General features: G+C 44.3%; 23 protein-coding genes. 12 read left to right on the top strand and 11 right to left on the bottom strand.

The window, feature by feature from the left end:
* The first annotated feature begins 13 nt into the window (after window positions 1-13).
* From A7325_RS14230 to A7325_RS05015, 3 genes are read left to right on the top strand one after another with little or no spacing between them, the layout of a single operon-like run.
* Window positions 14-91, top strand: coding sequence for a winged helix-turn-helix domain-containing protein (locus tag A7325_RS14230; protein ID WP_145989778.1), 78 nt, complete (start codon window positions 14-16; stop codon window positions 89-91).
* Window positions 88-642 carry an IS630 family transposase gene (locus A7325_RS05020; RefSeq protein WP_082894294.1) on the top strand — a complete coding sequence of 185 codons (555 nt, stop codon included), beginning with the start codon at window positions 88-90 and terminating at the stop codon, window positions 640-642. The genes A7325_RS14230 and A7325_RS05020 overlap by 4 nt, the downstream gene beginning before the upstream one ends.
* Complete coding sequence (locus tag A7325_RS05015; RefSeq protein ID WP_226928882.1) at window positions 627-1205, top strand: DUF1287 domain-containing protein; 579 nt, start codon at window positions 627-629, stop codon at window positions 1203-1205. Before A7325_RS05020 ends, A7325_RS05015 begins: the two co-directional genes overlap by 16 nt.
* 87 nt (window positions 1206-1292) lie before the next feature.
* Here A7325_RS05015 and asd read toward each other — a convergent pair whose 3' ends face one another.
* Entirely contained in the window at window positions 1293-2126 is an 834-nt protein-coding gene (gene asd, locus A7325_RS05010; RefSeq protein ID WP_068405163.1) for an archaetidylserine decarboxylase, read from the bottom strand.
* 128 nt (window positions 2127-2254) lie between these two features.
* On the opposite strand from asd, the gene dtd reads away from it, so the two are divergent.
* Entirely contained in the window at window positions 2255-2707 is a 453-nt protein-coding gene (dtd, locus tag A7325_RS05005; RefSeq protein ID WP_068405161.1) for a D-aminoacyl-tRNA deacylase, read from the top strand.
* Between the two features lie 48 nt (window positions 2708-2755).
* On the opposite strand, the gene A7325_RS05000 is transcribed toward dtd, so the two are convergent.
* A complete protein-coding gene (locus tag A7325_RS05000) occupies window positions 2756-3364 on the bottom strand; it encodes a M23 family metallopeptidase (protein WP_068405159.1) in 609 nt (202 codons plus the stop codon).
* 190 nt (window positions 3365-3554) lie between these two features.
* Between A7325_RS05000 and A7325_RS04995 the strand changes: the two genes are divergently transcribed.
* Window positions 3555-4244 carry a putative quorum-sensing-regulated virulence factor gene (locus A7325_RS04995; RefSeq protein WP_068405157.1) on the top strand — a complete coding sequence of 230 codons (690 nt, stop codon included), beginning with the start codon at window positions 3555-3557 and terminating at the stop codon, window positions 4242-4244.
* A 51-nt stretch (window positions 4245-4295) separates the two neighbouring features.
* Here the strand turns inward: A7325_RS04995 and A7325_RS04990 are convergent, their stop codons facing one another.
* The gene (locus A7325_RS04990) at window positions 4296-5186 is read right to left on the bottom strand and encodes an alpha/beta fold hydrolase (RefSeq protein ID WP_068405155.1); all 891 of its coding nucleotides are present in this window, start codon (window positions 5184-5186) and stop codon (window positions 4296-4298) included.
* Between the two features lie 444 nt (window positions 5187-5630).
* Between A7325_RS04990 and A7325_RS04985 the strand changes: the two genes are divergently transcribed.
* On the top strand, window positions 5631-6308 hold the full coding sequence (locus tag A7325_RS04985) for a TIGR00730 family Rossman fold protein (protein ID WP_068405153.1): 678 nt from the start codon (window positions 5631-5633) through the stop codon (window positions 6306-6308).
* 102 nt (window positions 6309-6410) lie between these two features.
* On the opposite strand, the gene A7325_RS04980 is transcribed toward A7325_RS04985, so the two are convergent.
* A complete protein-coding gene (locus tag A7325_RS04980; RefSeq protein WP_068405152.1) occupies window positions 6411-7958 on the bottom strand; it encodes an FAD-dependent oxidoreductase in 1548 nt (515 codons plus the stop codon).
* Window positions 7959-8554: 596 nt separating this feature from the next.
* Here A7325_RS04980 and A7325_RS04975 point away from each other — a divergent pair.
* Together A7325_RS04975 and A7325_RS04970 are read left to right on the top strand one after the other, a co-directional pair.
* Complete coding sequence (locus A7325_RS04975; protein ID WP_068405150.1) at window positions 8555-8989, top strand: hypothetical protein; 435 nt, start codon at window positions 8555-8557, stop codon at window positions 8987-8989.
* A gap of 377 nt (window positions 8990-9366) precedes the next feature.
* The gene (locus A7325_RS04970; RefSeq protein ID WP_068405148.1) at window positions 9367-9645 is read left to right on the top strand and encodes a type B 50S ribosomal protein L31; all 279 of its coding nucleotides are present in this window, start codon (window positions 9367-9369) and stop codon (window positions 9643-9645) included.
* A gap of 116 nt (window positions 9646-9761) precedes the next feature.
* Here the strand turns inward: A7325_RS04970 and A7325_RS04965 are convergent, their stop codons facing one another.
* From A7325_RS04965 to A7325_RS04945, 5 genes are all read right to left on the bottom strand, one after another.
* Window positions 9762-10616, bottom strand: coding sequence for an SGNH/GDSL hydrolase family protein (locus A7325_RS04965; protein WP_068405146.1), 855 nt, complete (start codon window positions 10614-10616; stop codon window positions 9762-9764).
* Entirely contained in the window at window positions 10610-12007 is a 1398-nt protein-coding gene (locus A7325_RS04960) for a nicotinate phosphoribosyltransferase (protein WP_068405145.1), read from the bottom strand. Before A7325_RS04960 ends, A7325_RS04965 begins: the two co-directional genes overlap by 7 nt.
* A 129-nt stretch (window positions 12008-12136) precedes the next feature.
* Complete coding sequence (locus A7325_RS04955) at window positions 12137-13201, bottom strand: bifunctional nicotinamide-nucleotide adenylyltransferase/Nudix hydroxylase (protein WP_068405143.1); 1065 nt, start codon at window positions 13199-13201, stop codon at window positions 12137-12139.
* Between the two features lie 270 nt (window positions 13202-13471).
* Window positions 13472-14107, bottom strand: a complete 636-nt coding sequence (locus tag A7325_RS04950) for a glutathione S-transferase family protein (RefSeq protein ID WP_068405141.1) — start codon at window positions 14105-14107, stop codon at window positions 13472-13474.
* A gap of 142 nt (window positions 14108-14249) precedes the next feature.
* Window positions 14250-15239 carry an alpha/beta fold hydrolase gene (locus tag A7325_RS04945; RefSeq protein ID WP_068405140.1) on the bottom strand — a complete coding sequence of 330 codons (990 nt, stop codon included), beginning with the start codon at window positions 15237-15239 and terminating at the stop codon, window positions 14250-14252.
* A gap of 404 nt (window positions 15240-15643) precedes the next feature.
* On the opposite strand from A7325_RS04945, the gene nfuA reads away from it, so the two are divergent.
* Together nfuA and A7325_RS04935 are read left to right on the top strand one after the other, a co-directional pair.
* On the top strand, window positions 15644-16327 hold the full coding sequence (nfuA, locus tag A7325_RS04940; protein WP_068405139.1) for a Fe-S biogenesis protein NfuA: 684 nt from the start codon (window positions 15644-15646) through the stop codon (window positions 16325-16327).
* A 259-nt stretch (window positions 16328-16586) separates the two neighbouring features.
* Entirely contained in the window at window positions 16587-17891 is a 1305-nt protein-coding gene (locus A7325_RS04935; RefSeq protein ID WP_068405138.1) for an O-acetylhomoserine aminocarboxypropyltransferase/cysteine synthase family protein, read from the top strand.
* 284 nt (window positions 17892-18175) lie between these two features.
* On the opposite strand, the gene A7325_RS04930 is transcribed toward A7325_RS04935, so the two are convergent.
* Window positions 18176-19195: an adenosine kinase gene (locus A7325_RS04930; protein WP_068405137.1), complete on the bottom strand. Its 1020-nt coding sequence runs from the start codon at window positions 19193-19195 to the stop codon at window positions 18176-18178.
* Window positions 19196-19252: 57 nt separating this feature from the next.
* A complete protein-coding gene (gene rsmI / locus A7325_RS04925) occupies window positions 19253-20212 on the bottom strand; it encodes a 16S rRNA (cytidine(1402)-2'-O)-methyltransferase (RefSeq protein ID WP_068405136.1) in 960 nt (319 codons plus the stop codon).
* A 158-nt stretch (window positions 20213-20370) separates the two neighbouring features.
* Between rsmI and A7325_RS04920 the strand changes: the two genes are divergently transcribed.
* Window positions 20371-20820, top strand: coding sequence for a YraN family protein (locus tag A7325_RS04920; protein ID WP_068405135.1), 450 nt, complete (start codon window positions 20371-20373; stop codon window positions 20818-20820).
* 244 nt (window positions 20821-21064) lie between these two features.
* Entirely contained in the window at window positions 21065-21856 is a 792-nt protein-coding gene (locus tag A7325_RS04915) for a BON domain-containing protein (RefSeq protein WP_068405134.1), read from the top strand.
* Window positions 21857-21962: the final 106 nt, after the last annotated feature.

Here is a 21962-nt window from a genome sequence, read left to right as displayed (position 1 = left end):
CAAGCGTATTGATATGAGTTGGATAAGTGCTCGTAGTCAGCATCCAAAAGCCGACATACAAGCTCAAGACGCTTTTAAAAAAACTTTATAGCACAGGTTAAGGCGTCACTGCCTACTGAGGTAAGCCTAGATCAAGTGGACATCTGGTTTCAAGATGAAACTCGAATAGGACAACAAGGCTCATTGACCAGAGTTTGGCACTATCGCGGTGGGCGACCTCGACTGATCAAACAGCAACAGTTTCATTCCGCTTATCTGTTTGGTGCCTTTTGTCCAGCGACAAAGAAGGCTGTCGGCTTAGTACTGCCTTTCGTTAATAAACACACCATGTTATTGCATATGCAAGAGATTAGTAAAGCCGTTCCAAAAGGACGTCATGCGGTGGTGGTGATGGACGGCGCATTATGGCATCAACCAAGCTTGAATCAGGCTAATGTCACTATGCTTAAACTACCGCCTTATTCACCTGAGCTCAATCCCTCTGAGAGAGTATGGCTGTACCTTAAGCAAAATGAGCTATCTAATCGTTGTTATGACAGTTATGAGGCTATTGTCGATGCCACTTGCTTGGCTTGGAATAATTTGCTTAAACAGCCACAAAGAATTCGGTCGTTAACTGCTCGTGCTTGGGCACAACTTTAATTGTTGGGTTTGGTATAAGTTTAGCGCAATTGGCGCAGGCGACCGAGTCTGTTGGTAATGGCGATAAATTGGCCTATGATGCCAAAAAACAGATAGGTGTGACCACCAGCTATGACCCTACCTATCGTCAGCTGGATTTTCCGCGTGGCGATGTACCGATAGAAACCGGCGTTTGTACCGATGTTGTCGTACGGGCTTACCGCTTGCAAAATATCGATTTACAGCAATTGGTCAATCACGATATGAAGTCCAATTGGTCGGCCTATCCAAAGACGTGGGGACTAAAATCAACCGATAAAAATATCGATCACCGCCGTGTGCCAAATCTTGAGGTGTTTTTTGCCCGTCATGGTCAAACATTATCTACCACTGATAAATCTAGCTTTCAAGCCGGTGATATAGTGACGTGGCGGTTGCCAAACGGCAATTTACCGCATATGGGCATCGTTTCTAATAAAGTCGCCGCTGATGGCTCGCCGTTGATTATTCATAACATCGGACGCGGAACGCAAGAAGAAAACATCTTATTTGCGTATCCTATTCACAAGCACTTTCGGTATTAGATTGAATGCGTCTAATAAAAAACCTAGCTAAGCTGAGTGGCTTAACTAGGCTTATACGTAGAGGTTTTTAGAGCCTTTATACAACTGCTATTTATTCGCAACACCTAATAGCTGTCCCATTTTTACCATACTGTTGGCTTTTAAGCTGTCTTGCCAATCGGCTTTTGCGCCTTTTGGTAGAACCACAATCGCCGTTGAGCCTAAATAAAAGCGTCCAAGCTCATCGCCTTTGGCAAAGCTCATATTGTGAACCATTTCTTGGATATCCTCAGTGCGGCTGATTTTACCCGTCGCGACGGTTTCGATACCAGCGACAATCATCGCTCCAACCATGACCACCGCCGCTTTGCCGTACTCTGTGTCAAATAAACAGACCAAACGCTCATTACGAGCAAATAAATCCGGCACGTTTGCCGCCGTGACATTATTGACAGAAAATAGGGTACCCGGTATATAACGGGTCTTGGTCAAGGTACCAGCAAATGGCATGTGCACGCGGTGATAGTTACTCGGCGCGAGATATACGGTGGCAAAGCTACCATCAGCAAAATAACTGCCATCTTCGCTATCAGCGAGTAGTTGACCGATGTCATAATGACGACCTTTGGCTTGCAGTAATTTATGGTCGCGGATTTGCCCTAATTGCGAGATAACGCCATCGGCAGGACTAACAATTCCATTTGCGCGGCTATCGATGAGACGCGCGTCGTCTTTTAGCTCACGGGTAAAAAAGTCATTAAAGCTTTCATAAGCATTGAAACTTTGGCGCTCGTATTCGTCTAAGCTGACATTGTAAGCTTTAGCAAAGCTGCGGATAAACGCACGCTTGACATAAGGGTGGCGGCTGGCGGCCAGACGTCCAGCGACTTTACTCAGCTGCTGCTGCGGTACAAATTGTTGAAGGGTGGCAAATAAATTCATAATGAGGTTACCAAAACAGGATTCGATGTAATTATTAATAGGCAAGTTAATGGCGGTATTTTATCATGGTCAGGGTATGATTGTATGACCATAAACTGTAAGCGATTTATAAATAAGGAAGGCTGTAAATGAGAGCACTGATACAAAGGGTGCAGCGCGCTAGCGTCACTGTCGATGCGCACTGCGTTGGTGCGATTGAGCATGGAATCTTGGCCTATATTGGCTTGGGTCATGAGGATAACTTGCAAAATGCGCAGCGTATGATTGATAAAATCCTTACTTATCGCATTTTTGAGAATGACGATGATCCTGCTAAGTTTGGTAAATTGGATAAAAATGTCCAGCAGGTAGGCGGCGGTTTATTATTGGTGTCACAATTTACCTTAATGGCAAAAACCGATAAAGGTCGCCGTCCTGACTTTGGCGGCGCGATGGCACCCGATGCTGCAGAGGTATTGTTCGAGCAACTAATTACTTATGCCAAAACCCAACATCCCCTTGTAGCAACTGGTGAGTTTGGCGCTGATATGCAAGTGGCAAGTATCAATGATGGGCCGTTAAATTTTATATTGGAAGTTTAAGGTCTTATTTTTAAAGGGGTCAGGTTTTAAAGGCCAAAAATTCAAACGCTAGCTTTCAGGCTTTTGCAAAAGTGGATAAGGGTTGACCGCGCTGCCATTGATATAAATCCCATAATGGACGTGCGGCGGCGTGCCTTTGGCATTTCCGCTGTCGCCGACGTAACCAATGATATCGCCAACATTGACCCAGTCGTTCGGGCTGATATCGGCATAATCCTCTAAATGGGCATAATAATGGCCGGCGCCGCCCGGGCCAATGATGACCACCACGCGCCCGCCTAAGCTATTTTCGCCAACTTTGCTGACGATGCCTTGCGTCGTTGCCTGTATCGGCGTACCGCGCTTGGCAAATATATCGATGCCTTCGTGAGAGCGACCTTGGCTACGCGCCGCGCCCCATGTATCCGTTAAGTGTTGTTCGGGCAGTGGGCTAGGTAAGCTATTTTCTGTCGGTAATGCTTGTTGTAATAAACTAAGCTGTTGCCATTTTGCCAGTACAAACGACTGAGTTTGCTTGCTGATACTGGGTAAGAGCCTATCAAAGACAAATAACAGCATCAGTAACACCGCCGCCTTGATGAGTACACTTAGTACACGGCGTAAAAGATTTGGCTCTCTACTTGGGCTTGGCTGCGGATTATTGCCATCTGCTAGCATTGATATCTCTTTTTTAAATTAACGCTCATAGACAGTATAAGAGCTATCGCCGCTATTCTTTGTATACCATTGTTATCTTTAGCTTTTATCCCCATAAATACATTGTTGCTTTTAAAAATCACCTATTTTTTAGGTATATATAGAAAACTGTTATTGCTACCTATTTTTAAATAACGATGGCCAAATCTTTATGACTGACACTGCGCTGATTATCGATACCGAAACCGACCAAGGCCGTGATCCGCGTCCGATTCAAGTGGCGACGATCAATGTAGCGACAGGATTTGAGTGGATGAAATACTTTAATAGTGGACGCTCGATATCGCCCGTCGTGATTAGAATCCATGGTATCACCGATGACGATGTTGCCGGTCTTGAGCGCTTTGAGCTTGAGCAATTTGAGTTGCCGCAGTATTTGATTGGCCATAATGTACGCTTTGATTGGCGGGTGATTGGTAGTCCGACTACTAAGCTGATATGTACGGTGCGGCTGGCGCGCGTGGCCTTTCCAGAATGGAGCGCCTATGGGCAGTCGAAATGTATCGAGCAATTATTAGGTAAAGGCGAGGCAGGTAAAATAACGATTGCTGCTCATGATGCGCTGGGAGATGCGCGCATGTGTTATCTGCTATATCAGGCCTGCTGCGAGCGCCTAGAGATTGCGCCGACAGATTTTGCAGCAGCCCACGCTATCGCCAATAAAGCCAATCCACTGAGCAAAATGCCCTTTGGCAAACATAAGGGTACGTTGATTAAAGACGTGCCAATTAGCTACGTAAAATGGATGCTAGGCAACATTCATAATATGCAGCCGTCGCTGTATTCTGCGTTGACCAAGCGTGTGCAAGCAGAACAAGCAGCAAAAATCACGCAAGACTAAATAGACTTGCGCTTGAAAGGCATGCGCTTAAACGACTGCCCTAAACAAAACTTATTGCTGCTTGGCTAGCCAATCGACTGCCATTTGCCAAAGCTGCGGGGCTTTAGCATTGGTTTTGCTACTAAAATAGCGCATATGACCGATACTATTTAAGCCAAATTCTTCGGGGTCAAAATAGCGTTTTTCGACTGGCATTTTGCTAAAGACGCGAATCATATCATCGATATTTTTGCTATTGGCAATTTCATCATCGCTAAAGCCGAGCCACAACGCAGGCATATCAATCTCATCGTAAAAATGGGTATGAATACTTTTGCCAAACGCGGTTTTAATATAGCCTGCGCCGTTGCACCACTCGCGCCATTGACGAGCGACGCCGCGTGGTAGTGGCTCACCCATGCCGATTTTATCCGCTGGCGTATAGCCTAGCGTCAAGTTGGTGAGCGGAATAAAGGCGTCCATAAAACCCATCGCTTTGAGCTTATAAGGCATGTCCATATTTTTGATTTGCCCTGATGAGCAAGCAACATTAAATACTGAGGTAAGTGCCTTATAGTTTGGCATCAAACCAATTAATTGCCCACCGGCGCTATGGCCAATCAAATGGTAAGTGGCATCATTAAATTCGTCTTGCAAGGCATCAAGGACGGCTGGCATGTCATGGCGACCCCAACTGATTAAAGAGGCATCACATTTTGCCAAATCGGTGCTAAGTGATTCGCCGATACCTTCGTTATCAAAGGTTATGACCCCAAAGCCGCTTGCTGCTAAATAAGTGGCAAAATTATGATAAAACTGGCGTTTGATACCAGTAGCCGGTGCGATCATGACTGCGGCTTTCACTTTATCTTTAGGGCGATAAACGGTCGCTGCCAATGCTCGATTGCGCTCAGTCATGATGCTTAGGGCATAAATATCTGTTTGATTGTGCGGATTTTCCATGGTTTAACCTTCATGTATTTTTGTCATTTTTATGAGTAAAAGTTTTTTTATCAGTCAGTGTTTTGGGTAAATAAAAATGCTTGCTAGGCGCTCAGCGTTTAAACATAAGTGTTTAAACATAAGCGTGCGGTCATTAAGCCGTGATTGGTTGCTTACTTTATAGCCTAACTGGGTGATCACCGCATGATGACTTTGCAGTAACACTGCTTATGGTAAAATAAATCTTAGTGAGGAAGGTAGGCGAAAATGACTTCTAAGTTCTATGAGCGAGCTCGACGTTGTATATTTTGAGCGCTATTTTTCAGCAATATTTTAATTATTATCGATTAAGCAGTATGTATTTTGACCAAATAACACATATCAATAAACTACTATGCATGAATAAACGTGTTTTAATAGCTAAGTATTTAATAAGAACAATGTATATAAAATTAAGGAAACTCTATGCAAATGAAAATTAACAATGACACTTATGAAGTTATTACCAGTCAAGACATTACCAATATTGAAAAAGCAGTGGATAAATCAGCGCTAACCATGCCGCTGGTCGCGGTTTATTGTGGCTCGCGTTTGGGCAATAATGACGTTTATGAGCAGGCGGCGCGTGAGCTTGGCAGTGCGCTTGCCGATAATGGCATGGGTTTGGTCTACGGCGGAGCGAGCATCGGGCTGATGGGCGCAGTCGCTGATGAGGTCATCCGAGGTGGCGCACAAGCGGTCGGCGTGATTCCAACCTTTATGCTCAAGCACGAAATTGCCCATGAGCAGCTGACGCGCCTGCATTTGACCGATACCATGCACACCCGTAAAACGGTGATGGCAGAGTATGCCGATGCCTTTATTACCTTGCCGGGCGGGCTTGGGACGCTAGAAGAAATCATGGAAATCGCCACCTGGCGTCAGCTATATCAGCACGAAAAACCGATGATTATTCTTAATATCAATGGTTTTTATGACTGTATGATTGAACATTTACAATACACCGCTGAGCAAGGCTTTATGAAGCAACAAGACCTTGAGCGTTTGGTCGTTTGTAATACCATTGGCGAAGCGATTGCCATGCTAAAAACCGTTGTAAAAATAGATGACGCCGTCGATACTGAGAAAATGGCGGGAAACTAGCAGCAGGTATTTTTATCAATAACTAAATATAAAAAAGAGAGCAAGGCTAACATTAAGCCTTGCTCTCTTTTTTGCTTTGATTTTATTAACATTTAAATCATTTTAATTAGTCTCATGAATACTATGATTTACGCCCGCCATTGCCATTGGAAAGCTGCGCTCTTGCGCTAAATGACGCGCGACCTTATCAATTGCTTCGCTATTATTTTGTGCCAAATACGCCCATTCATGCGCATAACGCTGACGGTTTTCTGGCGCCTCATCAGCAACCAAACCAAGCGTCGTCAATTCATCAACGATTTGATCGGCAGCAATCAGCGTCGATGAGGCTTTGACGTTTTCTGCCCGCGCATAGCGAATATTAGAGTATAAGCTCACATCGGCAACGCGCAGCGTATCGTCTTGCCCCGGTATTTGCTGCCCGCCATATAAGGCATTGCCAACTGTACGCGCGCTATGAAAGGTTGGAACGAATTCAGCCACGTAATCAATCGCTTGCTGGCTGCGCGCTTGTAGTGGCGCTTTATCCCAGCCGTCCTCGATATAGTGCAAATATTGCGATGGCAATTTCGGTTGCGCGCTATTTTTGTTAGAAGCAACCAAACCATCATCAAATAGGGTGATAAATTTACTCATGCCATGTATCTGAAAATAACCATCAGGGTAGGGCGTTAGCTGCGCCATGCCCTCAGGGGTACCGCGCTCACCATAGACGATAATTTCAGGAATCTGTCCGCCCGTATCGTCCCAATGAGTGATATAAGACGATTTAAACTCGACCATACGCGTGACTTTGACCCCGACCATATCATCGATGATGCCAGTACGAAAACCACAAGCGTTGATTAAGTAATCAACTTCGATAGAATCCGTTTTGGCTTCAAATTCGGTCTCAGTATCAGAGCGCGCTGCTTGTTGATAATCAATGCGCCATCTGGTCACATGATGGTCAGCGTTTGAGCAGTTTTCACAATCAACTGGCATGACTTGATTAACCTGCGTATCGGTAAAGACATGCGCGTGCTCATAGCCTTCTAAAGCCACTTGTGCAGAAGCTGCCAAACGGAAGATATTCCAGCCATATTCTTGCACGACAATCAGCGGAAATTTAACCTTGTTTAAATCCAAATACTTAGCAACTGGTATCATCCATTCATCAACCGTGCGCGGCACCGCGACTTGCTCGCGCTCAGATAAGGCAATCAGTTGCTCGTGGCTATATAATTGATAGTAGTTTTCAGGTTCGCCGAGTACTTTATTATTACCATCTTCGGCGATAAGCTCTCGATAAGCGTCGGTCAAGATATCTAAACGCGGTAATAAATCCTCAGGCAAACCTTCATCGCGCGTCGGCACCGCAAATACCGTCGGGCGTACATCAATGGTATAAGGATAAAGGCGCAGAATATCGATGCATTGTTTGAGCAGGGCAACGCAATCTTCATCAGGTATTTCACGATATAGGTTGCCACCGGCATGCAAATGACACATCGGCGGCCCGTCAATTAGCGAGGTGTTTTTTTCAAATAAATACGTCTCAAGGCCCAATGCCGCAAGGCGAATCGCGATGGTTGCACCCGCTGTACCGCCACCGAGAATACCAACCCGTTTGCTAGCAGGCACTTGATTGTTCATAACAGAATGAGTCATTGTCGTTGTTATATCCTTAGTCGCATTCCTATCTTCAATTAGTAGGAATGGCTCGGCGTCTTTGTGAAATAATTCGTTGCTAAGTTTCTTTTCTCAAGTTTTTTATATTCGCCGCACTTATATGTTAAATAACGTGTTTTTCTAATGCGTGTTTTTTTGATGCAAGGCTACCGATATGCGTACAGCGAACCCTAAGTTCAACAGTCATTTTAAACCGCTATAGTCATATTTCTTATTGTGTAGTAATTCTTAATATAGGTGTCTTATTCTACGAAAAAATTACTCAAATTAGCATGGCAAAAACGTAAGTAGATGCATAAGTTTTGTCAAAGGACGGCAAACAAGGAGCGACTAAAACACAGCTTTGTAAAAGCATTTTTAAAAAATTGAAGAGCAAACTTTATTTAATTTGTAAACTTTATGTGCTTTTGTAAATTTATATGATGCGAGAAATAACTGATTTTATGTCTGTGCTATAGTAAAAATACTTATGGTCAGCTTTAAGCCGTTTTTTGCTTTAAGGTATAGGATTGCAGACCACAAGAAACCATATAAAAGAAGCAATTTAAAAAACCACTATTAACAAGGACGTTATTATGAAACATATACTTATGTTATCTGTCATTTCTGGTGCATTAGCGCTTAGCGGCTGTTCTACGTTTAACAATATGCTGGGCAAGGATGATTCTGGCATGCATGAGGTGCAAGCGACCACTAAAAATACCGCTCCAGTTGCCAGTAAAAACGGTATGTTGGTCGATGCAACCAATCATATGACCTTATATACCTTTGATAAAGATTCTATGAATAAATCAGAATGTGGCTCAGCTTGTCTGGTTGCTTGGCCAGCGTTTTTGGCACCAAGTAATGCCAAAGCGTCAGGACAGTTTGCCGCCTTTAAACGTGAAGATGGCAAATATCAATGGGCGATGAATGGTAAACCGTTATACTTTTATGCCAATGATACCAAGGTTGGCGATAAAGATGGCGACAACAAACTTGGCGTTTGGCATATCGTAAAAACCAAATAAGTTTCCATTTTTCCAAAAATAAGTTTTCCAAAAATAAGTTTTCCATAAAAAAGGCAGCTAGCGTGGCTGCTTTTTTATGATTATTTATGTGGTTTTTTGACTCAGCATAATGGCGTTAAGTCGAGTTCATGGCATGGTTTTATCGTAGAAGCGGCTTGCATCGAGTAGCAAAAACCGTTAAAATCGCGGTTTGATTTTCCCGCTGGGGAAAGGCTAAGTGAGCAGCGGTGTGGTGTTGGGTGCTGGAATAAGCCAGTGACGTAATTGCCAGACTGATAGATGTCCTTAGTGCCTCAGTTACGTATGTGAGCGTGCTTGATAGTCAAAATGCCATTAAGCAAAAGTGCTTTCCATACATCGGACATAGAGAGTTTATTATGCGTAAAGATATCCATCCTAATTACCAAGAAGTTTTGTTCCATGACACCAACGCTGACGTGTTTTTCTTAACTCGCTCAACCGTTAACACCAAAGCCACTCGTGAATACGAAGGTAAAGAATACCCATACTACCCACTTGATATTTCAAGTGCGTCGCATCCATTCTATACTGGCGAACAACGTAAAACCTCTACTGAAGGCCGTGTTGCAAGCTTCAACAAACGCTTTGGTGCGTTTGGTGGCCGTAGTAAGAAAGCGGCTGATTCTGCTGAATAATTTATACTTATGGTGTAAATACATATCGCGAAGCAGTCTTTTGCTAAGCAATAAAAAACCGCTGACTATTCAGCGGTTTTTTTTATCTAAATTTTAATGTTAAGTATTTGCACTACTCAGCTACTTAACTTAGTAGTCGACGAATCTAGCAACTTCACAATCAATTCTGCCACTTGCTGCGCCCAATAGCCATACATCAAACTGCTTGGATGAAAGCCGTCGCTGGCAAACATCACTCTGATATCGATCGGCGTGCCGTTAGAGTGTTCTTCTATCATGCGCGCAAAGTTCGTTGCCATATAAGTGACATTGTCATGAGCGGCACAAATTTGCTGCAAGCTATTATCAAGGATAGCGGCTTTGGCACCAACGAAGTTATTCAATGGCGCAGGTATTGCAGGCATTTGTGCCATCGGCGGTAAGCTTAAAAAAACCAGCTCGCGTACGCCAAATTTACGCTGGGCGATAGCAATGATATTTTCAATCTGCTGTTGCCATTGAGCCGCAGAGACTTTGGAGGTGGTGTCATTAACGCCGACACTTAATACCATCACATCAATAGGTTGGCTCGGTGCAGGCAACACATAAAGCCTGCGCAAAATATCAAAGCTGGTATGACCCGTGGTCGCTTGCAACGACCAGTTTAAGGTATCAAAAGCGCTTTGGATAGCAGGCTGCTCAGTCAAAATAGGTATCAAATGACCAACCAGCGCCTCTTGTTGGGTTTGACTACCGACGCCAGCCGCTGCCGAATCACCAACGACCATCAGGTTCAATATATTATTGCTTTTACCCTTTGAGGTAATAGGCAAGTTATTGAGCTGAACCTGTCCATGACGCTCGCCATTTGGCTCAGGTAGGCGTACGGTATCACGCTTGATTTTGTGCCCTTGATAAAGGTAAACAGGAGCAAGCAGCACGTCCTTGGCAGCAGCGGTTATTTTATTTTGCATTTTTTTAGTAGCTACCATCCTGCACGCTCCCGAATCGTAGTGAGGTTGTCTTCAATAAGTAATTTACCATCGATATATACATCGCGTAGTAGGTTATCTGCAGCTGACGTTAAATTATCCGCTTTAATGGTATCTATGTTGCCTTTGCTATTTTTTATGAGTGCCAAACGGCCTCTTTTTGAGCGTTTTGAGCGACTGGTGACAGGGTCTTTATAGATATCTTTCCATACGCCATCGATAAAGATGGCGCTGGCTTTCATCGCCCAGCTCATGGTATCGCGATTGACTTGCTGCAATAAGCCGCCGCCCATGCCAAAGGTGATGTTGTCGGCACTAAAACCTGCGTTTAAAACCACATCAATGATTTTGCCCAAGCTTTGCGGGCTGATACCGTCGCCTTGGATAATGCGTACATAGTCGGGCAGCACTTTATAACCTTTACTATTAATCGTCGTACCGAATTTTACCGCCAAGCGTTCTAAGGCTTCGCGCACCACTTTTGCCGGATCGCCGCTATCTGGACGGATAACCAAAGTTCCGCCCATATTTTTGACGTCGTCTTTTAGGCTACCGCCCCAAATATTATCAATGGCATTCCATAAATCATAGCTGTCAGATACCACAGAAAAACTTTTACCAGCACCGCCAAACTGTTCAATCATATTGGCAAAGGCGGCGGTTTCTCCGTCGCGTCCCCACGCGGTCATAGTGCTATGCTCAGCAGCAGGGATAGAAAAGGCTGCCATCTCTTTGTCCATGTGATACCAGCGGCTGGCGGCAACCAAGGCCGTCATTGAATCGGTTCCAGCAAAATTCACCAAATGCGCAAGGCTACCAAGGGCGACAGATTCTTGACTAGAAGCACCGCGCGAACCAAAATCATGCAAGCGGAAAATCAGCGACTCAGTATTGTCGGCAGATTTTTCTAGTGCCTGACGAATGATGCCTTTGCAATAGTGCGAGACGCTAGCGACGGTTGAGGGATACCAAATCGCTCGCAGTAATGCCGTTTCGACATAGCTTGGTAGCCAATAGAACTCAGGGTCAGTATTGATAATTTGACAGACCACATTGGATGCTGGAACGACGCTGCCTTCAGGAATGGCCTCGATGCGCAGTGGCAGATAGCCGCCATGCTTATCGACTAACAGCTCCCAGCCAGCACGGTTAAAGGTCAAGCCATGGGCTTGAATCACCGTTTCGGCTTCATCGATATCTTGATGGGTAATCGGCGTGCTTAAGTATTCTTTGATAAAGGCTTGCAAGCCAAAAAACACCACATCGTAGTCACCTTTACGCGCTTCGATATAGCTTGATAGATACTCGCTACCGCTTGGATATTGCACCCAATGCGAGGTTTTATAGCTGTCGCTATTTAAGATTAAATTGTTTAGATTGCTGGTGTACATCACAGAACTCCTCTGCTTTGAGATGCCGCAGCTGTTTTTTAATAACCGCTGCAGCGGTGAGCCATTGCCGTCTATCGGCGCTAGCGTGAAAAAAGGTTAATAAAAATTGCATAGTCGCCTGATAAAGATCTACAAGCCAACCATTTTGGTGATAATCGCATAATGGTCTTCAAACATCATGGTCGCATCAAGCTCTGCAAGCGGTAGCCAAAACGCGGTAGCTGCATCGTCGCCACCTTTGACTTTTGGCAACCCTTTTGGGTCATTTTTAAGCTGAAAATAAAAAGCTTGAGTAATCGTACGACCACGCGCCGAGCGATACGGGTCGTCAAAGGTATGCTGACTATGACAAGAGCCGCGTAGTACCGGTTCAGGCACTTTCAAGCGTGTCTCTTCGCGTAGCTCGCGGATACAGGCATCAAATAAGGTTTCTTTTGGATTCAAAAATCCACCCGGTAATGCCCATAGCCCGCGTCCTGGCATACTGCGGCGCTCAACCAATAAAATATGCCCTGATTGCACGACGAGCGCATCAGCGGTCATAAAGGTTGGTGGATAAGGCGCAGACTCCCATTGTCTTTTATATTTATCGACGAAATCGGCTTCTTCATGCAGGCTTTGATAAATATCAGTCTTTTTAAAGTCATTGAGAACGTTGCGGGTTGATTCAGGGGTGCGCTCAGGCGTTGGCGTGGCGCCCATTAGGTAGCTGTCACGAATAGGGGTCGCGGATAAATTGTGATAATTGGGCACAGAAACCGACGCCCAATTTGGGAATAAGGACAAGTAATAAGATGAGCTGTCTTTTGAATGACCAATCAGCCCAATATCGCCTTCTAAATCGCCTGTGACCGACTTGACGCCCGCTTGCACATATTGCAGCCAACGCGTGTCATTGTAGAGCGCATCGTCGAGACCGGCGCAGTGAATTCGCGCCGCTTCTGCTGGCGAGTAGGCATTCTTTATCATCGCCGCGCGTTCATCGACACTAAATGGATTACGCAAGCTACGAGGCAGGTTGGCAGAACCAATCAGCATAATGACGTTATCGGCACGTTTTAATGCTTCATCGACCACTGCCTTATGCCCGCAGTGAAACGGCTGGAAACGTCCAATAAATACCAAATAACGGTAGTCTTTACTGTTATTTTTATCCGAGCTTTTATCCGAACCTTGCTCTGCTGATTCACTCATAACGGCCAACTCCTAACTTACTGCTATTAATTATCAATTTAAAATGTCTCAAAGAGGCTAATACTGACACAGCCTATATCTGGCTGACAAGTATAAAGATGTTTAGTGCCGTGACTTTATCGCTTTAACGAATTTTAGCGCTTGGTTTTTGCGCCATGAATGTTATTTTAAAGGATAATATTTTTATAGATATAAAAGCAAAAACCCTTCTAAAGGCTAGAAAGGTTAAGGTTAGAAAGGTTTTTGCAAACGCTCAAAGCATTAATAAAATCAAATCTCAAGTGTTTTGATTTTTTCTAAGCCTTGCTGCTCAATGACGGCGGTCAAACCTTTATCTTCTTCAATACGTTTGACAAAGGCATCAAGGTTTTTATAGTCAGATAGATCAATCTTAAACTTTTTCGCCCACGTTAACGTGATGTATAAGTAAATATCAGCCGTGGTTTTGCTGCCTGTTAGATAGTCGGTTTTACCGAGCTGCTCGTTGGGCAGTCTAAGCAAATGGGCGATTTTTTCTTTGGCCTTTTGTTTTAAGCTTTCTTGTGCATCATCCCCTTCAATGAAGCCATCAGGGCCAAACAGCGGGGCAAAGGCTTTATGCAGATCGGCATTTAAAAACCCTAGCCAATGCATTAGCTGCCCTTTACCAGCTGGCGAGGTATCTGAGCCAAAGATATTGGCATCTGGATAACTGGCATCGATATAGACTTGGGTGGCGATGTTTTGGGTAATAATAATGTCGCCATCGACGATGGCTGGCACCGCGCCTTGCGGATTGATACGTAGATATTCTTCTGATTTGACCGAATCGTGATCTAACAGCTTAAGCTCGTAATCTGCGCCCGTCCATTCGAGGGCGGTGTGCGGTACAACGGCGCAAGTTCCTGGTATGACATATAACTTCATAAATTACTCCTTTGGATTTATTATGGCGTTCAATCCAGTCTAAACAGCCAATCTGGCCAAGTCAGTTATGTTATGTGAAGTTAGTTTTAGGAGATGTAGTATTATGCTGTTTGCGTCATTTGACCTATTCTAATCTGCAAGTTTACCCTGCATGTTGCGCAATCCATGCCGCCACCGTTGGCCAAATCTCTTTGGCAGCCGTACGACTGTTTAAAATGCGGCTATGGGTATAATCATCCAAATCGCCACTACTTCGCGCATATTCGCGAAAAACGTTAGCAGAGTTTTTGTTGAGCGAGCGATTAAAGTCGTTAAAAAGTGACAGGCAACCTCGAGTTGGCGAGATGAATTTATCACCCTTGGCGCTGATAGCATAAATGGGTACGGTAATATTCGGCATATACTGCCGATAATCAAAAATCGCACTTTCAGGAGTATTTTGCTGGCGAGTGTGGCTATCAAAAGCACTTTTCTGAATACCATTCGCATTTATATCACTTTGTTTAATAAAACTGCTGTGGAAGTTTTTATGCAAATTCCACTCATACCATTGATTCATGGTGTGATGGTTTTCATTGATGGGTCCCAGTTTGAGTTTTCTGGCGGGTATATAGCCAAATAGACGGGTAAACATCTTGGCGGCGACTATTTTAAAATAGTTCTTCAGATTGACGATGGCGCCGTACACTTGGCAAGCAAACATGCTGATGCTATTTATTTTATTGATATACTGCGGATTTTGAATGAGAAACATCGTTAAGCAAGCGCCGCCGCCACTATGGGTGACGCAGTGTAAATTGCTGAGCTTTAATTCGTTAAATAAATAATCAAAAGTGGCGGCAAAATCATAGGTGGCGACGGTTTCGAAATTAAATTTGTCATTTGGGTTTGAGCTTGCACCATGAGCGCGCCATTCCATGATATAGCAATGATGGCCAAGTCCAGCTAGGTATTCAGCGATTCTTAAGCAGGTTTTTTTGTCCGAAAAAGTGCCATGGGTTAAGAAGATATTTTGTCCTTGATGCGCATTAACGATAGATAATTGATGGCTTTTTTCATTATCAAAAACTTCCCAAATAGCGATTTGTACGGCATCTTTGGTGGTCACAGAATTTAGATTCTCAGTCAACATACTGCTCTCTCAAAATAGTTAAGATTCTGATATTTATTCTTTTAAAATTTTCATAAGCTCTTTAGTGCATTCTACGCCCGCTAGACTTGATAAGTCTGCACGCCGTCTTTATATACTATGAAGATAAAGGCAGCTTACTATAGGTAAGCCTTATTAAAAATAGCCATCGCTTAAAACCTCAGCGCTTAAAAACCGCTACTACCAATTCACACTAGCCTAGTCGGAATTATGCGTTAAGTGCGCTATAATAGACACCATAAAGAGCCATAAAGAAATTTTCATCACGGTCAAAGCATTAAAACGATAAGCCAAAATGATGGTGATTTCATTAGTCCCAACCTCACATAGACGACACAGTAGACGTGGACAATATAACGCTTGTGTCATAACACATAGGAAGCATTATGAGTGAACACAATCCAACTGATACTCAAGTAGACCCTACTGCCGATTACGAGTCAGCATTAGATACTGAGCAAACCGAAGCTAAAAGTAACATTACCATCACTGAAGCGGCGCAAGGGTATTTGGCAGATTTACTGGCGAAGCAAGATACCGATGGTATCGGCGTGCGTATTTTCGTCGAACATCCAGGTACACCGCGTGCCGAATGCTGTATGGCTTATAACCAGCCGGGCGAAGAAGACAGCGCTGATTTAAAACTGACTTATGACGATTTTTCGGCATTTATTGAAGCGGCGTCCGTGCCTTATTTAGAAGATGCGGTGATTGATTATAATAAAGACCGTTTTGGTGGGCAGTTGACGTTCCGTGCGCCAAACTCAAAAGTGCCAAAAGTTGGTGCCGATGCCAGTGTCGAAGAACGTATCAATTATGTCTTACAGTCGGAGATTAATCCAAGCTTGGCCGCTCACGGCGGTGATGTCCAGCTGCTTGAATTGGTTGAAGAAGAAGGCGTTGGTCTGACTGCTATACTGAAATTCGGTGGTGGTTGCCAAGGCTGTTCAGCGGTTGATATGACCTTACGTCAAGGTGTTGAAGTGCAGCTGAAACAACAAATTCCAGAGCTGACGCAAGTCATCGATGAAACCGACCATACACGTACAGAAAACGCTTATTATAAATAGAAAATGACAAGTCGTTATAAAAAATAGCGCCGATATCATCTAAGAATATGCTTATTAGTTTCTTTGTTTATAAAAATTGCTTATGAATATTTGTCATTAAGAGATGAAAAATTTGCTATTCTTTTAATAAAGAAGCTGGGTTATGATTAACTCAGCTTTTTTTATGACTTTTTGTTATAACTAATTTTGATAAAAAAATATGGGTTTAATAACCTATTAATACCCCTGTAAATATCCCATAAAATTTTAGGAGCACCTTATGAGTGACGGACAACCAGCCAAGCAGAATACTCAGCGCCTTGAAACCTTAGCCATTCACGCTGGCTATAGCGTCGAGCCAACCACCAAAGCGGTCGCCGTGCCTATTTATCATACCAGCTCGTATGCCTTTGATAATACCCAGCATGGCGCTGATTTATTTGATTTAAAAGTTGCTGGCAACATTTACACCCGTATCATGAATCCGACGACGGCGGTGTTAGAGGAGCGCGTTGCGGCACTTGAAGGCGGTATCGGGGCGTTAGCAGTTGCCTCAGGTATGGCGGCTATCACTTATGCGATTCAAACCATTTGTGAAGCAGGTGATAATATCGTCGCCGTATCGACCTTATATGGCGGCACTTATAATTTATTTGCCCATGCTTTGCCGCGTCAAGGTATCGAAGTCCGTTTTTTTGACCATAAAAACCCTGAAGCGATTCGTGATTTAATTGATGATAAAACCAAAATGGTCTTTGCAGAAAGTATCGGTAATCCACTGGGTAATATCGTCGATATCCAAGCTCTGAGTGACATCGCCCATGAATATGGCGTACCAGTGGTGATTGATAGTACGGTTGCGACGCCAGCGCTGTGCCGTCCATTTGAGTTTGGCGCTGATATCGTCATTCATTCATTGACCAAATATATGAGCGGTACTGGTACTTCGATTGGTGGCGCGATTGTTGATAGCGGAACTTTCCCTTGGGGCGATTATCCTGAGCGCTTCCCATTATTAAACACCCCAGATGAAAGCTATCACGGCGTAAACTTTGTCAAAGACGTCGGCGCAGCGGCATTTATTGCCCGTGCTCGCGTCGCGCCACTACGTAATACCGGTGCGGCAATCAGCCCGCTCAATGCCTTCGGTATCATGCAAGGTATGGAGACATTGAGCTTGCGCATGGAGCGTCATGTGCAAAACGCGCAAGCGGTTGCTGAATATCTACGCGACCATGACAAAGTTGCTTGGGTAAAATATGCCGGTCTACCTGACCATCCTGAGCATGAGCTTGCTAAAAAATATATGAAGGGCACGCCATCCGCTATTTTAACCTTTGGAGTAAAAGGTGGCCTCGAAGCAGGCGCGCGCTTTATTGATGCGCTGCAACTGATTACGCGCTTGGTCAATATCGGTGATGCTAAGTCGCTCGCTTGTCATCCAGCGACCACGACCCATCGTCAGCTTAACGAGCAAGAGCTAGAGAACGCGGGTGTTAGTGCGGATATGGTGCGTCTGTCAATTGGGATTGAGCACATTGAAGATATCAAAGCTGATTTAGAGCAAGCACTTGCCGCTGTTTAATTGAGCGATTATTTTGTTTTATAAATGAATACTAAAAAGCCCATATCCGATGACATGGGCTTTTGCTTATTAGATGCTAAAGTTTTGTAGGCAATCCTAAATAAAAGCGCGAAAATATTATAAAGTGCTACTGGTACAAATTTTCCTTGCTTGCTGTGCGACTTCGTCGCTCCAGAGGCTGCGCAAAATTTATCCCAGCAGCACTATCTTTTATTAGGAGTAAACTAGAAACGCCATCTCAGACACTTAGATTTTAGCACTTTAGTAATCAAATAATCCAGCCACTAAACTGTTAAAACGTGGCGCGAGATATCTTGATACTCTTGCGATGATAAACGTGGGCCGAATTGCTGAATCACTTGGGCGGCGATTTCGCTAGCAAGTCGTCCGCATTCTGGCAAGCTATAATGCTGTGATAAAGCATATAAAAACGCGCCAGAATAGTTATCGCCGGCACCATTGGTATCAATAACATTAGTAACAACTGGCGTCGGAATCTCATAAATCTCAATATCAGACTCATCATTTGGCTTATGAGCGATAATAGCGCCATTGGGTCCATCGGTAACGACTGCTGTCTGACAATGCTCAAGTAAGGCACGCGCTGCCGACTTATGCTGTTTTTTATCGGTGAATAATTTTGCTTCTTCACTATTACAAAATATCACCGCGACTTTATTGCCAAGCATGTTGAGTAAGCCTTCTTTGGCAAACTTTACGACCGCAGGATCAGCAAAGCTGACGGCAATTTTGGCACCATGGATACCGGCTTGTTGGCGTAGTTTGGTCATCGCAGGCTGAATCCCTTCGGACATCGCCAAATAACCTTCTAAATATAACCAGCCAGCTTGCGTTAATGCTTCAAAATCGACGTTATCAGCGGTGATATCGCTTGAGGTACCAAGGAAAGTTTGCATGGTACGCTCACCATCTTCGGTCACTGCTACCACACATGAGCCCGTCACACCGCCTGCATGAATCGACTGCGGGGAGGTGGCGACGCCCGCTTCGTGCAAGTCTTTTAGGTAAAACTCGCCTTGCTTGTCATCGCCGACGCGGCAAGCATAAAAAGGTTTGCCGCCCAAACTTGCAAAGGCATACATTGCATTGGCCGCTGAGCCGCCGCCCGCTTGTTTTGATGGCTTAATCTCTGCCAATTTAAAATATGCCAATAACTGCTGCTGCTCTTCGATTCCTGCTAGCGTCATATTGCCTTTGGTCAGGTCAGTTTCTTCTAGCGCTGCATCTGACAGCAGATATTCGTGGTCAACCAAGGCATTACCTATCGCCATCACATCGTACATACTGTTTCTCTCCTCAATAAATTTATCAGTTTTTAACCTATATTTTTTAGCTGAAAACTATTCTGCTTGCAGTTCAAGTAGGCGTTGATAAAGTGCGTTTTTCTTAACGCCTGTAATATCAGCTGCCAAGGCGGCGGCTTTTTTAACCGATAAGTCCTCTAATAAACGCTGCAATAATTTATCGTGAATACTGATATCATTATCATCCTGCGCCATATTTACCCCGGCGACGACCACGACGATTTCACCGCGTTGCTGATTGTCATCGGCTTTGACAAATTCGACCAATTCGCCAAGCGTGCTTTTATGCACGGTTTCAAAGGTTTTGGTCAATTCACGGCAAAACGTCACTTCACGCTCTGCCCCAAATATAGCCGCCATATCTTCTAAGCTAGCGACAATACGATGCGGCGCTTCATAAAATATCAAAGTTTCGGTACGTGAATGGAGAGCCGTTAAGTGTTTTTGGCGCCCGTGGGTTTTGGACGCTAAAAAACCAATAAAGCTAAAGCGGTCTGATGGCAGTCCTGCAACCGATAGCGCGGCAATGGCAGCAGAGGCACCAATAATAGGGGAGACGCGAACGCCAGCGGCATGGGCGGCTTGCACCAATTGATAACCGGGATCGCTAATCAGCGGCGTACCAGCATCACTAATCAGCGCAACCGAATGACCTTGCTGAATCATCTCAATGATTTTGGGCGTTTGAATGGCACTATTGTGTTCATGATACGCCCAAAGCTTATGATGACCTTTTTGTTTGGCAGCGCCATCAGACTCGTTTTCGGCGTCATGTCTATTATAATAAGCCGTTCCTTCTTCGCTATCTTCAACCTTATTGGCTTTGGTATTAATGCCAAAATGTGATAACAGTTTGCCTGAGGTGCGGGTGTCTTCACAGGCAATGATGGCAACTTGCTTTAAAACATCGATTGCGTGCGGTGTCATGTCGCTTAAATTACCAATCGGCGTGGCAACGATATAAAGACAAGCTGGCATCGCGGTAGGGCTAGACATGAAAACCTCGGAGTATTAAGAAATTATCTTAAGAAAGAACATTAAAAACGCATATGAAAAGCGATTATGAAAACGCGAAAGTGGTTAGTTTAGCATGATGTGCTATGATAATTCTCAAATGTTCCGCTGATCGATAGCCATGATAATAAAAGCCCGTGATGGTAAATAACAAACATCTAACCCTGACTTCGCCGACCCAGCGTCAAGGCAGCCGTTTTGAGCAGCAGGCGTGTGCGTTTTTACAAGCGCAAGGCTTGATATTGATTGCGCAAAATTGGCAACAACCAAAAGTGGGTGAGCTCGATCTAATTATGCTAGAAAAAGGGCAGGCATGGTCGATACTGGTATTTATTGAAGTGCGGCAGCGGCAGCGTTCAGGATTTGGTGATGCGGCGCTTAGCGTGACGAAAAGTAAGCAGTATAAAATTATCAAAGCAGCCCGCTATTTTTTGCAGCAGCATCCTGAATATAATGATTATGAGTGCCGGTTTGATGTGATAGCTTATGATACCAATACTAAAAATAACAGCAGGGACGTTAAAGAAACGACGTCAAAAAACACTCAACCAGAATGGCTGCAAGGGGCTTTTATTGCCTCGGCTTGGTAATAGGTTTTTTTAGCGTGAGTATTTTAAAAAATTAAGCCCGATAACTCAGCTAAAAAAGTAAAATAAATAAGCGTATCAAGTTACCGTTACCAAAAGCCTAAACGCCTCGGGTAAATATTCAGTAAAGTAGCGCCATTAAAAAGTCATTAACTACATAAAGCTCTTACCTTATTATCAAGCGTCACACTATTAATTACCAGCTACTCACCAGTTAATCACTACATCATGTTCTAAGAGGTAAATCATGACACGGATGCATTTGTGCACTGCTATTTTTGGTTCATCACGCCGTAAGGCGATTGGCGTTATGCTATTGACCAGCATCGTCGCCACAGGTTGTACCACTAACTATTTGACCAATAGTACAGAAGGAACGTATGGCGTACCGATGACCGAGCGCACCATTCCGCAGCGCCTGCTCGACCGCAGTATCGAGCATACCGTCAAGATTAACGTCTATGGTCTGCAAGAAAATTTGCAGCAAATCAGCCGTATGAGCATTGATAGTTTTAATAGTGAGGTGCTACTCACCGGTGAGGTGCCAACGCAAGAAATTAAGACAGAAATTGAAAAAGTGGTTGGCTCTATGCCAGATGTTCGTCATGTTTATAATGAGCTTAATGTGAGCGCCTCAAGGGGCTATAGCTCAACCGTTCACGATGGTTATATTACCTCCAAACTACTGGCAAAAATAGCCTCTAGTAACGGTGTGAAAGCCTCGCAAATAAAGGCGGTCACCAATGATGGCGTGGTTTATATTATGGGTCGCATGACGCCGACGCAGCAAAGCCACCTGATTGATATTGCCAATAATACCGTCGGCATCACAGAGCTGGTGCTGCTGACCACCGTCGTTGACGATAGAGGGGTGAAGATAGGCGAGGACGATATCATGTATGAAGAGAATTTGGCCAATCCTACCAGAGGGCCAGTGCTCAATAGTCGGGCAGTACCTGAGGTTACAAGTGCGGTAGAGCCACCAGCCATTAATGCTACTCCGATTATCGTCGACGAGAATGGCGCGCCCGTTAATTAGCCGTTATTAAGTTGTCATTATCAAGTTGCTATGTTTACCTTTATCAAAAGTCTTGTCTCGCTAATAAACACAAGAAACCTAAACACTCATAACAGGAACAGAACGA

Origin of the sequence: Psychrobacter sp. SHUES1, assembly GCF_001652315.1 — a bacterium.
Lineage (GTDB): Bacteria > Pseudomonadota > Gammaproteobacteria > Pseudomonadales > Moraxellaceae > Psychrobacter > Psychrobacter faecalis.
Note: the sequence above shows the minus strand (reverse complement) of the source record. Positions and strands in the feature narration are given on the sequence as shown.

What these genes read in the sequence shown, in the direction of transcription:
- A7325_RS04935 (WP_068405138.1), top strand. Translation starts at nt 16,587, where the DNA reads ATGAGTGACGGACAACCAGCCAAGCAGAATACTCAGCGCCTTGAAACC.
- A7325_RS04980 (WP_068405152.1), bottom strand. Translation starts at nt 7,958, where the DNA reads ATGACTCATTCTGTTATGAACAATCAAGTGCCTGCTAGCAAACGGGTT.
- A7325_RS05000 (WP_068405159.1), bottom strand. Translation starts at nt 3,364, where the DNA reads ATGCTAGCAGATGGCAATAATCCGCAGCCAAGCCCAAGTAGAGAGCCA.
- rsmI (WP_068405136.1), bottom strand. Translation starts at nt 20,212, where the DNA reads ATGTCTAGCCCTACCGCGATGCCAGCTTGTCTTTATATCGTTGCCACG.
- A7325_RS04950 (WP_068405141.1), bottom strand. Translation starts at nt 14,107, where the DNA reads ATGAAGTTATATGTCATACCAGGAACTTGCGCCGTTGTACCGCACACC.
- A7325_RS04960 (WP_068405145.1), bottom strand. Translation starts at nt 12,007, where the DNA reads ATGTACACCAGCAATCTAAACAATTTAATCTTAAATAGCGACAGCTAT.
- A7325_RS04995 (WP_068405157.1), top strand. Translation starts at nt 3,555, where the DNA reads ATGACTGACACTGCGCTGATTATCGATACCGAAACCGACCAAGGCCGT.
- A7325_RS04920 (WP_068405135.1), top strand. Translation starts at nt 20,371, where the DNA reads ATGGTAAATAACAAACATCTAACCCTGACTTCGCCGACCCAGCGTCAA.
- asd (WP_068405163.1), bottom strand. Translation starts at nt 2,126, where the DNA reads ATGAATTTATTTGCCACCCTTCAACAATTTGTACCGCAGCAGCAGCTG.
- A7325_RS04970 (WP_068405148.1), top strand. Translation starts at nt 9,367, where the DNA reads ATGCGTAAAGATATCCATCCTAATTACCAAGAAGTTTTGTTCCATGAC.
- nfuA (WP_068405139.1), top strand. Translation starts at nt 15,644, where the DNA reads ATGAGTGAACACAATCCAACTGATACTCAAGTAGACCCTACTGCCGAT.
- dtd (WP_068405161.1), top strand. Translation starts at nt 2,255, where the DNA reads ATGAGAGCACTGATACAAAGGGTGCAGCGCGCTAGCGTCACTGTCGAT.
- A7325_RS04990 (WP_068405155.1), bottom strand. Translation starts at nt 5,186, where the DNA reads ATGGAAAATCCGCACAATCAAACAGATATTTATGCCCTAAGCATCATG.
- A7325_RS04915 (WP_068405134.1), top strand. Translation starts at nt 21,065, where the DNA reads ATGACACGGATGCATTTGTGCACTGCTATTTTTGGTTCATCACGCCGT.
- A7325_RS04930 (WP_068405137.1), bottom strand. Translation starts at nt 19,195, where the DNA reads ATGTACGATGTGATGGCGATAGGTAATGCCTTGGTTGACCACGAATAT.
- A7325_RS04955 (WP_068405143.1), bottom strand. Translation starts at nt 13,201, where the DNA reads ATGAGTGAATCAGCAGAGCAAGGTTCGGATAAAAGCTCGGATAAAAAT.
- A7325_RS04945 (WP_068405140.1), bottom strand. Translation starts at nt 15,239, where the DNA reads ATGTTGACTGAGAATCTAAATTCTGTGACCACCAAAGATGCCGTACAA.
- A7325_RS04975 (WP_068405150.1), top strand. Translation starts at nt 8,555, where the DNA reads ATGAAACATATACTTATGTTATCTGTCATTTCTGGTGCATTAGCGCTT.
- A7325_RS14230 (WP_145989778.1), top strand. Translation starts at nt 14, where the DNA reads ATGAGTTGGATAAGTGCTCGTAGTCAGCATCCAAAAGCCGACATACAA.
- A7325_RS04965 (WP_068405146.1), bottom strand. Translation starts at nt 10,616, where the DNA reads ATGGTAGCTACTAAAAAAATGCAAAATAAAATAACCGCTGCTGCCAAG.
- A7325_RS04985 (WP_068405153.1), top strand. Translation starts at nt 5,631, where the DNA reads ATGCAAATGAAAATTAACAATGACACTTATGAAGTTATTACCAGTCAA.